At 51.1% G+C, this 13734-nt stretch carries 14 protein-coding genes; 5 read left to right on the forward strand and 9 right to left on the reverse strand.

Annotated features, from left to right (window positions below):
- The first annotated feature begins 74 nt into the window (after positions 1-74).
- Positions 75-1691 (forward strand): copper amine oxidase N-terminal domain-containing protein, encoded by a 1617-nt coding sequence (locus NST84_RS29595; RefSeq protein WP_342563577.1) that lies wholly within the window; start codon positions 75-77, stop codon positions 1689-1691.
- A gap of 140 nt (positions 1692-1831) precedes the next feature.
- On the opposite strand, the gene NST84_RS29600 is transcribed toward NST84_RS29595, so the two are convergent.
- Complete coding sequence (locus NST84_RS29600) at positions 1832-2191, reverse strand: MerR family transcriptional regulator (protein WP_342563578.1); 360 nt, start codon at positions 2189-2191, stop codon at positions 1832-1834.
- 100 nt (positions 2192-2291) lie between these two features.
- Between NST84_RS29600 and NST84_RS29605 the strand changes: the two genes are divergently transcribed.
- The 3 genes from NST84_RS29605 (at position 2292) to NST84_RS29615 (ending at position 4299) form a co-directional block, all read left to right on the forward strand.
- Positions 2292-3002, forward strand: a complete 711-nt coding sequence (locus tag NST84_RS29605; RefSeq protein ID WP_342563579.1) for an SDR family NAD(P)-dependent oxidoreductase — start codon at positions 2292-2294, stop codon at positions 3000-3002.
- A gap of 63 nt (positions 3003-3065) precedes the next feature.
- Complete coding sequence (locus tag NST84_RS29610; RefSeq protein ID WP_342563580.1) at positions 3066-3524, forward strand: HAD hydrolase-like protein; 459 nt, start codon at positions 3066-3068, stop codon at positions 3522-3524.
- 220 nt (positions 3525-3744) lie between these two features.
- Complete coding sequence (locus tag NST84_RS29615) at positions 3745-4299, forward strand: MerR family transcriptional regulator (RefSeq protein WP_342563581.1); 555 nt, start codon at positions 3745-3747, stop codon at positions 4297-4299.
- Positions 4300-4398: 99 nt separating this feature from the next.
- On the opposite strand, the gene NST84_RS29620 is transcribed toward NST84_RS29615, so the two are convergent.
- From NST84_RS29620 to NST84_RS29630, 3 genes are all read right to left on the reverse strand, one after another.
- Positions 4399-5238 (reverse strand): hypothetical protein, encoded by an 840-nt coding sequence (locus NST84_RS29620; protein WP_342563582.1) that lies wholly within the window; start codon positions 5236-5238, stop codon positions 4399-4401.
- 85 nt (positions 5239-5323) lie between these two features.
- Complete coding sequence (locus NST84_RS29625; RefSeq protein ID WP_342563583.1) at positions 5324-6298, reverse strand: hypothetical protein; 975 nt, start codon at positions 6296-6298, stop codon at positions 5324-5326.
- The gene (locus tag NST84_RS29630) at positions 6288-6866 is read right to left on the reverse strand and encodes a sigma-70 family RNA polymerase sigma factor (protein ID WP_342563584.1); all 579 of its coding nucleotides are present in this window, start codon (positions 6864-6866) and stop codon (positions 6288-6290) included. The genes NST84_RS29625 and NST84_RS29630 overlap by 11 nt, the downstream gene beginning before the upstream one ends.
- 194 nt (positions 6867-7060) lie before the next feature.
- Between NST84_RS29630 and NST84_RS29635 the strand changes: the two genes are divergently transcribed.
- Positions 7061-7639 carry a class I SAM-dependent methyltransferase gene (locus tag NST84_RS29635; protein WP_342563585.1) on the forward strand — a complete coding sequence of 193 codons (579 nt, stop codon included), beginning with the start codon at positions 7061-7063 and terminating at the stop codon, positions 7637-7639.
- On the opposite strand, the gene NST84_RS29640 is transcribed toward NST84_RS29635, so the two are convergent.
- The 5 genes from NST84_RS29640 to NST84_RS29660 all read right to left on the reverse strand — a co-directional run bounded on the left by NST84_RS29640 (position 7614) and on the right by NST84_RS29660 (position 13729).
- On the reverse strand, positions 7614-7964 hold the full coding sequence (locus NST84_RS29640; RefSeq protein WP_342563586.1) for a hypothetical protein: 351 nt from the start codon (positions 7962-7964) through the stop codon (positions 7614-7616). The two genes, NST84_RS29635 and NST84_RS29640, sit on opposite strands and share 26 nt — an antisense overlap.
- 562 nt (positions 7965-8526) lie before the next feature.
- Entirely contained in the window at positions 8527-10116 is a 1590-nt protein-coding gene (locus tag NST84_RS29645; RefSeq protein ID WP_342563587.1) for an ABC transporter substrate-binding protein, read from the reverse strand.
- Between the two features lie 61 nt (positions 10117-10177).
- The gene (locus NST84_RS29650) at positions 10178-11059 is read right to left on the reverse strand and encodes a carbohydrate ABC transporter permease (RefSeq protein WP_342563588.1); all 882 of its coding nucleotides are present in this window, start codon (positions 11057-11059) and stop codon (positions 10178-10180) included.
- A 27-nt stretch (positions 11060-11086) separates the two neighbouring features.
- On the reverse strand, positions 11087-12007 hold the full coding sequence (locus tag NST84_RS29655) for an ABC transporter permease subunit (protein WP_042181735.1): 921 nt from the start codon (positions 12005-12007) through the stop codon (positions 11087-11089).
- A gap of 141 nt (positions 12008-12148) precedes the next feature.
- The gene (locus NST84_RS29660) at positions 12149-13729 is read right to left on the reverse strand and encodes a response regulator (RefSeq protein ID WP_342563589.1); all 1581 of its coding nucleotides are present in this window, start codon (positions 13727-13729) and stop codon (positions 12149-12151) included.
- Positions 13730-13734: the final 5 nt, after the last annotated feature.

Here is a 13734-nt window from a genome sequence, read left to right on the forward strand (position 1 = left end):
TTAGAATACTTACGTTCCACTGAGTATAACCGCTTTTGATTAGCGGCTCAACTTTGAATGAAGGAGTGAACTGAATGAAAAAGCTACACAGTAAGCTGGCCATCCTGATGCTCTGTCTGAGTTTATTTGTACCTGCACTAGCAAACGCCCATGAAGTAGATACCAATGGTGCTGCACCTAACCTGCAGGCTGCGCTGGGTGAACTGCTGGGTGAGCATGCTCTGCTGGCCGTCATTGCCATGCAAAAGGGCTACGACGGCGCAGCGGATTTTAATGATGCTGCAGCCGCACTCGGCAAGAACACAGATGATCTCTCAGCCGCTATCGCTTCCGTATACGGCAGTGCCGCCGGTGAAGCGTTCAAGCCGATCTGGTCCTCCCATATCGGATATTTTGTAGATTATGTGAAAGCGACTGCTGCCGAGGATGAAGCCGGACGGCAAAAAGCAGTTGCTGATCTGGATAACTACCGGATGAAGCAGGCAGAGTTCTTTCACAGTGCCAACCCTGTATACTTCGAGACCACTACCATTACAGAAGGGCTGAAAATGCACATCAATCACCTGCTGGACGCCTTTAACAGCTATGTGAACAAGGACTATACAACCGCTTATAAGGACACACGGACTGCTTACGCTCATATGTTCATGACTGCAGGCGAGCTGGCTGCCGGCATTCAGGCCCAATTCCCTGCCAAGTTCCCTGCCGCTACCACAACCTCGCCAGGAATTGACCTGCGCGCAGGAATGGGACAGCTGCTGGGTGAGCATGCCACACTCGCTGCACTCGCCATGCAAAAGGGCATCGACGGCGCTCCAGACTTCACTGCAGCAGCAGCTGCCTTGAACAGCAATACCGATGACCTGTCTGCGGCGATTGCCTCCGTATATGGTACAGCAGCCGGTGAGGCCTTTAAGCCAATCTGGTCTTCCCATATCGGATATTTCGTCGATTATGTAAAAGCTACAGCCGCTAAGGACGAAGCCGGACGCCAGCAGGCGGTTGCTCAGCTGGAGGACTACCGCATGAAGCAGGCAGTATTCTTCAACAGTGCAAATCCTGCCTATTTTGAAACTGCAGCAATTGCCGAAGGCCTGAAAATGCATATCGGCCATCTGCTGGACACCTTCAACAGCTATGTAAATAAGGATTATGCCAATGCATACAGCCTGGAGCGTACCGCTTATTCCCACATGTTCATGACAGCAAGCGAGCTGGCCGGCGGGATTGTCGCCCAATTTCCGGACAAGTTCCACGGAAAAACTGCAGCCGCTGCTGAAATGACAACTATATCAATGAAGAAAGGCAGCACCGCTGTAACGGTTAACGGAACAACCAGCCGGATGGACGTTACCCCGGTCATGAAGAACGGCAGCCTCTTTATCCCGCTCCGTTACCTCGGTGAAGCCATTGGCGTCGATGTTACCTGGGATAATGCCAAGAAAACACTCTGGATCATGGACGGAGACAACACCGCCGTATTCTGGGCCGGACAGTCTTATATGGAATTGAACGGAGAGCGCAAGAACATCGGCGCACCGGTCTTCCTGGACAACGGCCGCGTGCAGGTGCCTGTCCGTTTCATCGCCGAGCTGCTCGGCTGGGATGTGAATTATACTCCGGCTGACGGAACCGTTACATTGACCAAAGCTATGGCGGCGGCAACTGCAACAATGGAGCATAGCCATTAATAACTATTTAAGAAGGGTAAACGAAAGGCCATCCCGCCGGGGATGGCCTTTTGGCTTTTTCTATTCTATTCCGCCGCATAGGGAACCCGTATACTTCATCGCTGATATGCACGAGACTCGGCTCGCATCCGTTAGTCAGATTAGTAGTTCTCCCCGCGGTAATAACGCTCCAGTTTATGCTCAAGATGGACAAGCTGGGCCTTCTTTTTCTGAATATCGTCCAGCAATACCTGCTTCTGCTCCTCAATCATTCTCGTTCTCTCCGGCAGGGTAGACGTTCCGGTCTTGACCATATCATAGTACCTCTTAATTTCCTCAATGCTCATCCCCGTCTCGCGCAGACACTTCAGAAATTCCAGCCAGCCGAGCTCTTCCTCTCTGTACAGCCGGTTGTTCTGCTCATTTCTGACTGCCGGCTCCAGCAGACCCTTACGCTCATAAAAGCGGATCGCTCCGATGTTCAGCCCGGTTTTCTTGGCAACCTGTCCGATCGTTAACATTGTGCCTGCCTCCCGAAAATTTAATGTTGACCTACACTAAGTGTAGCATAGTAATCTTCAGTTTATTGAAAGATATTACTTAGAGAAAAGAGGAACGATGATGACTAAAACTGCTTTTGTAACAGGAGCCAACAAAGGAATCGGACTGGAAACGGCCAGACAGCTGGGTGCAGCCGGATGGAAGGTAGTGCTCGGATCTCGCAGCGCAGAACGGGGAGAGGCCGCAGTTGCTGAGTTGGCCGGCCAGGGGATTGACGTAGAGCTTTTGCAGCTGGATATGACGAGCTTGGAAAGCATCGGGCAAGCCGCTGCCATAGTTCAAGACCGCTACCCTGAACTTACGCTACTGATCAACAACGCCGGGATGCCGGGTGCGTTCTCCAGCTCCTTCAGCACTACCCGTGAGGAGGATTTGCGGCAGGCTTTTGAAGTAAACTTCTTCGGCACGTTCCGGTTAAACCAGCAGCTTCTTCCGCTTATTAAGCAGAACGAAGGAACGATTATTAACGTTTCGACCGACATGGCTTCACTAAGCCTTATGCAAAATGCGGAATATCCGCTGAATTGCTTCGACTACAACGCCTCCAAAACGGCCAGTAATGCGATGACCACCGCTATGGCTATCGAACTTAGAGACAGCGGTGCCCAGGTCTTTGCAGTCACTCCCGGGTTTACAAAAACAGACCTCAATCACAACGCCGAGGGCGGACAATCCAAGGAAGCGGGGGCAGCGATTATTGTGGGCTACGCCATTGACGGCAAAAGGCATAACGGAGAGTTCCTGGATATGAACGGGGTTTATGCGTGGTAAAATGATAAGAATGACTGTCATGATTTCATGCGCATTCTATCTGATCTAAGGAGCCTGCTTAATATGCCTATTCAAGCGGTACTGTTTGATTTCGACGGAACGCTGGCTGACACGCTGCCCTTGTCATTCACAGCTTTCCGCACTGTGTTTAAGCAATACGAAAACAGAGAGGTAACGAACGAAGAATTGGTAGCCATGTTTGGCCCGACCGAAGAGGAGATAATTGAAGTTAACTTTACTGATAAGGCTGCTGCGCCGCAGGCTGTTCAGGATTATTTCTCTATTTATGAAGCCGGCCATAATGGGGAGTCAGTCCGGAACAGCGAGATTAACGGTCTGCTGCAGCTGCTGAAGGACCGCGGGATCAGGATGGCTGTCATTACCGGCAAAGCTGCCGGTCTGCGTACCTACGGTGTACGCTGGCTGTCTACTTTCCAGAGTCAGCGTTATGATGTGGAGCCGGACGGTGTTTTTAATAGTGTAGCTGAGTTCGTGGAGCTGCTGGATAAGGACCGTTTATAGTTATATAGAAGACCGCGGGCCTGCGCCTGCGGTCTTCTATATATTGAGAAAAAAGCAAAATCCGGCCGCATTATGTAGAACCATAAGCCGCTGCCTGTCTCGGCTTTGCTCGTATTACCACTTTGTTTAGCGAACGGGCACCACCTTTGTCACCCGTGCAGGGAGTCGCTTCAGAAGGGCGAATAGGTATATCACCAAATACCCAAGCGGAGGAATGGAAATGGAAATATTTAAAACAAAGGAAGTCGCAGAGCAATTGTCCGTCAGCCAGACCACAATTAAACGCTGGGCCGCAATGTTCCCGGCCAGCTTTCCCAAGGACCGGTTCGGGCACTATATCTTCACATCGCAGGAAGTCAGCCTGCTTAAATCGGTTAAAGAACGGCTTGAGCAAGGCGAGTCGCTGGACAGCATCACGCTGGCAGAGAATAAGCCGCTGAATGAGAACCAGCCGCAGGCAAAGCCGCTCCCTAATATCCGGTCGTTGACCGCCACTGAGCCTCCAATGCAGGAGGTATGGTCCCGCCTTGTCCGTATTGAGCGTTCGCTGGATGAGAAGGCTGACGAGGTTGTCTCCGTGCAGCTGCTTCAGCAGCGCCAGGAGCTTGAGGATCTGCGCCAGATGGTTCAGCAGCTTGCGGCATCCATTGAAAGCATCCAGCAGCCACGGCTACAGGCCGCTGCCGCCTATGAGGACATGCATCCCATTGCCTCCATGAAGCTGAAGGCCCCGTCCAAGAAGCGCGGGCTGTTGCGCACTTTTTTCTCACTGTAGCGTTAAAAAGCCTGAGCCCCGCAAAGCCGATGCTGTGCTCAGGCTGCCTGTTTTACTGTGTCAATAAGCTCACCGCCGCTAAAACTAACCTGCCGTTTATCAGATCCCGCGCCGCTGCCGCTCCTGCCAATCCAGCCACCGCCGTTCTTCCCAGCCGGGCCAGATTTTTTTAATCTCGGCTAACAGCCACTCCCCTGCAATTGTGATCGAATTTTCATGCGAAGCATAGATGACCCAGTCCATTTCAGCGGAAAACCAGTAGCCTTCACCGTTAAGGGTGTAAACAGGGTTGAATCCTTCTACATCAAGCTGATACTCAGGGGAATGTTCGAACTCACGCAGCTCAAAAATCCGCCCGATCCCGTGAGCACTTAATATCGCTCTCAATGCATTGAAGCCTATCTCTGCCGCAAAATAGTCTTCCATAAAAGCCTCAGTTTCCGGCGGCTTAGGCTCAGTCAGCGGATACCAGAAATCACGGATTTCCCACCTCCCGCTCAGGTCTTCCCATAGTAAAGTCCGCTCTATCTCCGACAAGGTTCGCCGGTACGGCAGCGGAGATACATGACTTATCCCTGCTGCAGCTCTTTTCTCCAAATAGCCGGCCAATGCTTGCCGCTCAGCTTCCGCAGTCCGCTGGAACACTCCCGGTTTATTCACGGTAAACAGGCTCTGGGCATTCCAGACAGCGGATAAAATCTTTTTATGCGCATCTTCCTCAGCGGCAAATTCTGCTCCGTCATACTGCTCAAGCTCAGCAAGGATCGCATCCAGAACTAAATAGCGGGGGAATAGCTCCTCTGCCTCTGCCGTATAGTCACCGCCCTCCGTCCTGTCCCCGCCGGAATTCATCAGCCGTGAATACTTTCTGCCCCAATATCCGGCCATGACCATGCAGTAACGCCTTGCGAGAGTATGAAGCTGTTCTGCCTGGTTCATAGTGCACCTCCTTTTTTATATACATCTATTTATATTTAAGCTGAAAAGCCTGAACCCCAACATACAGGGCCAGGCTTCTATTATATTACTCCTGTATTAAACTCTCAGCAGCCTCAATGAGCTGATCCTTAGTCACCGCCGCAGAATCAGTCTGTACATGGTAGGCAACAGACCTTTCCCCTGCATCGCTAACCCAGGTCACATCCTGATGGATACTGCTCTGCCCGTACAGCGACTGGTCGTTCTTGAGATAGTGTGCCGTCAGTCCGCCGAATTCGACATCTTCAGCCGTTATTCCGGGCGGGCTCAGCTGGTGTATAGCAGGATTCACATCCTCCCCGGCGATCTGCCAGGTTACATAGATGGGGTCATTGGATGCATTACGGTATACCGAAGTATAAGTATTAATAAAATCAATTGTTGCATCGCTTCGGCTCCACAGCACCTCATTTCCCGACGCGTTCCCTTCGGCCTTCAGCTCATCAAGAATACGGTAGGCATCTGCCCCTAAAGTGAATTGAAAAGGGGAGTCCTCCATCCCTTCCTGCAGGCTGTAGGTTCCTAGCAGGGTATCCGGGAGCTTTTCCTGGACATTCTTATTCTGCAGCAGTGTCCGCCACGCTTCTAACGGAACCCGTACAGGGTTGTTGATACCAAAGACAATCGGTGCTTCTCCAACTGTCAGGTCGAAATCACGAAGATATACGACGGCTGATTCCCCGGGGATTAGCTGCGCTTGTACCTTTTCCAGCTCGCCGCGGATTTTCGTCACATCCTCCTGCTTGAACTGCAGCTGCTGCTCCGTACGGTTGCTAACGGACAGCTTACCATGATCGGAGTACAGCAGCCTGCTGCCGGCATAGCCAAAGCCGCACAGCATAACTACAATGAGCGCGATTAAGAGATATGCGGGCATTTTTCTTTTCGTGGACATAAATGAGACTCCCCTTTGCTGCATCACCTGCTGCCTGTATTCCGCCCTAATCCGGATCTCCAGGCCCTCAGGGCATTTCCGGGAATCCTGCTTGAATTCCTCTGTCAGCTGCTGCTCAATAGACAAAGCCATCCCCCTCCTTCTCCAAGCCCTGCTGGGCGAACCGGCGGCGTAACTGTTTCAGTGCATGATGATGCCTCGATTTTACGGTGCCTAATGGAACCTTCAGCAGCACGGCGATTTCCGTCAGCGGGCAATCCTGATAATAACGCAGCACGACAACCTCCTTGAGCTTGAGCGGCAGCGTCTGGAGCAGCGGAAGCAGTTCCAGCTGGTCATCCAGCGCAGTGAACTTCAGCTCAGCCGCCGGGTCTGCAGATCTGCCGGTGCTGAGCTTCAGCTTTTCCGTAATCCGAAAAAGACGCCACTCCCTCCGCTTCCAGTTCCGCACCTGCCTGATCATCAGGCCGCTAAACCATGCACGGAAATTCTGCTGCGGATCATACGTGTGCACGCTTTTGTACAGCTCAAGGTAGACCTCGCTCATAATATCTCCTGCATCCTGCTGGCGGGGCGCAAGGTAGCTGATGAACCGGTACGCATGATCTTTTGTAGCTTCATACACAACCTGAAACGCTTCCTCATCCCCTTGACTCATCCGGATAAGCCACGGGTTTAAATCTAAATCCTTCATAGGACCGGCCTCCATTCAGGTGTTACAACGGATATTGGCCCGCTGGGGCTAAAAAGGTTCAAAGGGGGGAGGAACTATTTTGCTGTTAAAACTGACTTAGCCAGCCGCATGCCGGGTATTCGCCCTCGCATATGTTATCCTATAATTGAGCTAAATACCGACAGACCTTGCGGCAGCAAGCTGAAAGGAGTCCCATGTCTATCATTGAAATCATCCCCTGGATCGTCTCGTTTGCCGTTCTGCTGTCCGTACTCTGGATTGTACTCCTAAGCTGGAAGAATGGAATCTCGCCGATGCCTGCATCCGGGCCTGTCCGGCTGGCGGTGATTGCAGAGGTGCAGCGGATCCGGGGCTACGGCAATATTATCGAGGCGGGGTCCGGCTGGGGAACGCTAGGGCTGGAGGTCATCCGCCATTGTCCCGATAAACGGCTTACCGGAATCGAAAATTCAAGGATTCCTTTAGGATTCTCCAGGCTGCTCACTGTATGGTACGCCCGCTTATCGACGGAAAAGGGAAGCCGGGAGAGTCTGCGCAAGCGGATTATTTTTAAACGCGGGGATATCTATAACTGCTCCTATAGGGATGCCGATATTGTGCTCTGTTATCTGTTCCCGGGAGCCATGGAGCGTCTTGCGGAGAAGTTCAGGCAGGAGCTGCCGCCCGGTGCGACGGTCATCAGTGTCTGTTTTGCATTGCCGGACAGGCGGCCCGTGCGTGTTATTACCTGTAAGGACCGTCTGCGTACTAAGGTGTATGTGTATCGTTATTAACAGAGATTAGCCTCTTGAAATCATCAACCAATTCCATATGGTACTCCTTGTCAAACATGAAACCGCCGGACAGGGTTATGTCAGGCAAGCCTAAGCTATATTGGTGCTGAGTAAGAGAATGCAGGATCATAACGTCACCTTTTTTATTCGCACGCTTAACCGAGACTTTAAACTCCTCCGGCGACATTGCACTTAGGTCTGCATGTTCTAACGTATCCAAGTGTTCCAGCTCATGAACAAAACGCTGAAGCTGCTCCAGCTCAAACCAGACATTATGCCTCGAGCCGGTAAACTTGTTATTTACAACCTCAATACTACAACCCACACTGGGTAACCGTTCATGTATGTACTGTTCAAGATAAAATGTGATGTATGACGCTCTATCAGATGAGTATATTCTAAAATTGTAATCGGTTTGTCGGTTAAGCATGGCTCCCCCTAGCGAATAAAATGATTCCAACTCCTAAAATGTTCCAAACCTACTAATTTCATTGTAATCGCAAAATCTCCTCCCGGCCAATGCAGTTCTAACGGACTCAGCGGGCGTTATTTTCGTAATTTGTGCCTACCGGGAATTTAACGGACTCCAGCGACGTTATTTGCACCAAATTCACCCGCACCAGCACGTTTTCACCTAACTAACGTCATCTGAGTCCGTTAGCGCGCTAAAAACCCAAAAAGTAAGCAAATAACGCCTCCTGGGTCCGTTAGAGCGTCTCCTGTATCGCCGATGCCTTACACTAGCGATGCCCTCTCCGCCGCAGATACCCCGTGCGCTACCTATACTCCGTCTGCTATGACTACTGTCTCCCCCCAGCCGCACAAAAAAAACAGAGCAGCGCCCCCTATCAAGGGAGGACAACTGCCCTGCTCTTATCAACACACTATTACTTGTTCGCCAGGAACGCATCAATCTGCGCCTGCAGCTCCGTTTGAATCTTATCCAGACCCGCAGATTTCAGCTGCTTGTTCAGTTCAGCCAATCCTTTGTCGATGTCTTCGATTACGCCGTATTCCAGCGGAATAGCGTAGCGCAGCATCACGTTGCCGACGTTGGCGATTTCTGTCTTCACTTTGCTGTTGTCGAACACGAAGGTCTCGAGATCATAGTGGTATACACTGGCTTCCCAGCTGTTTACCAGATCGGAAGCTTCCTGCGGGAACGCTTCGTTGTCGCGGTTCAGCGGCGAGTTGAAGTTCCAGTTGGAGAAGCCGGTGTAGTTCGGGTTCTTCTCAAGCGCTTTGTATTTGTTGTCACCAACCGGCTCGTAATGAACGCCGTTGATTCCGTACATGATCAGGTCATGCAGCTGTTTATCATTTTGCATCAGTTCGATCATCATCAGGGAGCGCTCCACATTTTTGGAGGTCGCATGGATGGACGTACCGTTCTGCGTGGAGATGGCGATCGATTTCTTCTTGCCCTGGTTGATGTCGGCCAGCGCTACTTCATAAGGCGAATTCTCCTGGCGCATCAGGGCCATCAGGGCACCCAGTGTACCGTTGTTGTGCGTGATCGATGCCGTTTTGCCGGCTTTGAAGTCGGCCTGATGGTCGTTTTTGCTGTTCAGCACGTTCTTGGACCAGGCGTTGTTGTCGGCAAGATCCTTGTAGTACACCAGCAGATCCTTGAATTCCTGAGTTTCATAGACGTTGAATACTTTACCTGTCGGATCATCCAGCTTGAAGGCGAACGGCAGATCGAGGTCGAACATATTCCATTCATTCTGCTGCTTCAGCAGGACACGGTCGAGGTTATGATATTTCCAGTCTCCGGTTTCCGGAGTGAACGGGGCAACGCCCTTTTCTTTCTCAGCAATGGTTTTCAGGTAAGTCGCATAGGTTTCAGGGCTGTTAATCTCAGGCAGATTGTACTTTTTGCGCAAGTCTTCACGGTAGAGAATCAGCTTCTCAACAGACTCCCCTCTGTTCTGCGGAACCATGTACAGCTTGCCGTTCACTTTGGCCTGATCCCAGCTTACCTGCGGCATAGCCTTCATGGTTTCCGGCATATATTTGTTCAGCAGCTCATCGGTCAGCTCCAGGAAGCCGCCTTTCAGCGCCTGGTCATTGTAACCGGCCCAGTTCGCCGAGTAGATCAGGTCAAAATCCTCATTCGCCGCCAGCTTCAGCGGATATTTCTGCGCCCAGTCGGACCAGTCGAGGAACTCGCCTTCGATGGTGGCATTGATCTTTTCCTTCAGCACTTTATTGATTTCGGCGAACACGCTGTCATAATCGACCGGCTTAGGTCCGACAAAAATCATTTTTAGCTTCACTTCTTTGGATGTATCAATGGTACCGGAAGCCGCAGGATCTGTTGCAGTTCCTGTATCCGTGCTGTTACCGCCTGCCTCTGATGCATTATTAGTAGGCTCTGCCGGTGCATTGGCATTATTATTGCCGCCGCACGCACTTAGAATCATAACGAAGGTTAATACGAGCGCCAGCAGCATCATTCTATTTCTTTTCAGCATCTCAAGCCTTCCCCCTTGTAGTTGAATATGAAATCTATTGATAAACCGGATGACTCCGGGTTCACCCTTTGACAGCACCGATCGTTAAGCCTTGGACAAAATAACGCTGCACGAACGGATAAGCCAGCAAGATCGGGCCAGTAGCAACAACCGTCATCGCCATTTTGAGACTCTCGGTCGGAATGGACGTGGTCACAACAGCACCCGCACCCATCATCGCCTTGCGCATACCGTCCATGTTGCCCAGCATTTTGTATAGATAATACTGCAGCGGCATCAGATTCTCATTGGAAATGAACAGCAGCGCATTATACCAGTCATTCCAGTAAGCCAGGGCGAGAAACAAACCAATCGTAGCCAGTGCAGGCTTGGACAGCGGCAGAATCAGGCGGACATAAATCTTGAAGTCGCCGGCGCCGTCGATTTTGGCCGATTCCACAATGGCTTCCGGGATGCTGCTCATAAACGACTTCATGACGATAATATAGAACACATTCAGCATCATCGGCACAATCAGGGCCATCGGTGTGTCCTTCATATCGAGATAGTTAACGATAAGCAGGTACCACGGAACGAGTCCGCCGCTGAACAGGGTAGTGAAGAAGAAGAAGAACGAGAACTTGTTGCGCCATTTGAAATCCTTGCGGGACAGCGCGTAAGCGGTCATCGAGGTCAGGAACAGCCCCAGCAGAGTGCCGGTCACCGTAACCCCGATAGTCACCAGATAAGCATTAATCATTTCCTGAGGGTATTTGAAAAGAATGCTATAAGCCTCAGTGGAGAAGGCCGTCGGTATAAACTGATAGCCGTCCGTTACGATTTTGGTCTCTTCCGTCAGGGATGAGGAGACAACCAGAATGAACGGGAAGATACATAGCACGGCGAGAAGGATCAGTGAAACATAACCTATGGCTGAGAAAATTTTACGGTCAAGCTGCTTCATATCGTTACCTCCATTTCCTGTTTGTCCCTAGAACAGGGCGCGGTCTTTGTCGTATTTGCGGACAGCGTAGTTCACCGTCATGATGGTTGCGAATCCAAGCACCGACTGGAACACGCCTGCTGCAGCCGACATTCCGATGTCATTGGAAGTAATCAGTGACCGGAAGACAAAGGTATCGATAACATCCGTCGCGGAGAACAACAGCCCGTTATTACCGACCATATTGTAGAACATCCCGAAATCACCGCGGAATATGTTCCCGACCGCCAGCAGCACCAGAATAATGACTGTAGGATACAGGTTAGGCAGGGTCACTTTCATAATCCGCTGGAAAATATTAGCTCCGTCAATTTCAGCCGCTTCGTACATTTCTGTATCGATACCCGAAATCGCCGCCAGATACATTACCGTTCCGTACCCTAGACTCTTCCAAGCTGCTACAATAACCAGGATATAAGGCCAGTAGGCCGGCGTATTATAAATATCTACAGGCTCAAGACCAAGTCCTCTAAGCAGTGCATTCACTGTACCGATATCATAATTGAGCAGGTTATAGGCAATCGCACCAACTACGACCCAGGAGATAAAGTAAGGCAGGAACAGCGCCGATTGTGTAATTTTGCGGAACCATTTGCCTCCCACCTCAAACAGCATAATGGCAGCGAAGATCTGCAGGGCATTGTTTACCGTAATAAAAGCGATGTTATAAAGTGCTGTATTCCGCGTTACCCGCCAGGCGTCGCCTGATTCGAAGAAAAAGCGGAAGTTGTCCAGCCCGTTCCACGCACTGCCGAAGATACCGCCGGCGTAATCGTATTTTTTAAAAGCAATGATGATACCCGCCATCGGGATGTACGCGAACAGGAGAAAGAAGGCAACCGCCGGCAACAGCATCAGCAGGATAACCTTATAATTTTTTAAATCACTCCAGAATGTATGCCCTTTCATTTCTGCACCCCTCTCATCTCTATATCTCACATTATAAGCAGGGCGTGCTTTCGGCATAATTCAGCGAAACAACTAAACTTAATACTAATTCAACGATTTAATATAAAAAACAGCCCCGTCCCGTCAGGACAGAGGCTGCAATCATATTTTATTCCGCTTCCGGTACTCGCCTGGTGACATGCCCATGTACTGCTTGAACTGCCGGTTGAAGTAGATGATATTTTTGTAGCCGGCCTGCTCGGCAATTTCATAGACTTTTTTGGTCGGGTCCTCCAGCAGCTCGCAGACCCGCTTCATCCGCAGCTCACCGACATAGTCGCTGAACAGGCTGTCTGTTTCCACCTTGAACAGGTGGCCCAGGTAGTTAGGTGAGAAATCGAAGTGGGCGGCTACCTCGTTCAGTGTGATTTTCTGGTCCAGCCTTGCTTTTACATACTCCGTAATTTCATCGATCAGCTTGCGCTTCTGGCGCTGACGCTTCAGGTATAGCCGTTCCGACAGCTCGAAGAATCTCCGTCTCAGCCAAGAGAGGATGTCATGTACCGTCTCGAATTGAAACAGCACAAAAGGCTGATGGGCATCCCAGTTTAGAATCTCATACAGATGCTCGTTCATCTGCCGCAGATCGGCATGCAGCTTGGAGGTGATCCGGATAATGATGTCGTAGATATCATTTTTCTGGGAGATCGGGCTGTCCCCGGCAAACAGCTGCAGCAGGCAGTCATCAACGGTAGTAAGGTCATATTCCAGCATCGCTTTCAGCATCCGGTCGACAATCTCCTCCAGATCGGACGCGATTCTCTCCTTCGGATGCCACTCCGAGGCATCTTGAATGAGCCTGTTCTTGCCGACAATCCACTTAATGCTCAGCGCAGCCTGGGCCTGACGGTAGGAGTCGTGCAGCTTGTCCGGTTCAGCAGCATACATCCCTCTGCCAATAGTAATGGAGCAGGCAAACTCCTGGTAGAACGAGCGGATCAGCTCCTCCAGCAGAGCAGTGAAATGCTGCTCCTGAACCGCGGCCAGAATAATAAAATGATAGTCATAGCCGGTAATCACCATGCCCAGATTATGCTCCCGGGCGAACTTCCGGATGAACCCTCCGGCATTGCTGCTCCAGGCGGACCGTTCTTCCTCGGTCCAGCCGCGTATTTTCCAGGCGATATCATCCAGTTCAACAATGGCAACCGCTGATGAAGCCTCCAGATAAGGGGTGAGCACACTGCGGATATGCGCTTCCGCAAGCCCCGGAGCAGGTTCGCTGAACCAGCGCAGCAGCAGCTCCTGATTCACGAGTGACAGTGTCTCCGTCAAGGAATGATGCTGTCTTCGCTCCTGCTCAATCTTGGAGCAGATCCGGCCCAGCATGCCGCTGAGCTCATCATCATCCACGGGCTTCAGCAGATAATCAGCAGCATTCAACTGGATCGCTTCTTTGGCATAGCTGAAATCCTGATGGCCGCTAATAAAAACAATTTCAACCCCCGGATTCAGCTCCTTGGCCTTGCGGGCAAATTCGACCCCTGTCATGATCGGCATCCGGATGTCGGAGAGTATAATATCGATAGGGTGCTGCTCCATCACCTTCAGCGCAGCAAAGCCGCTGGCTGCCGTTCTTACGCTATGCAGCGGCAGATGGTCACTTCCGGCCACGCGCCTTCTCAGCCACTCCAGGTCAACAGCCTCATCATCCACCAGTAAAATATTAATCTCCACTGCCATAATCC

Source organism: Paenibacillus sp. FSL R7-0345, from assembly GCF_038595055.1.
Classification (GTDB): Bacteria; Bacillota; Bacilli; order Paenibacillales; family Paenibacillaceae; genus Paenibacillus_AQ.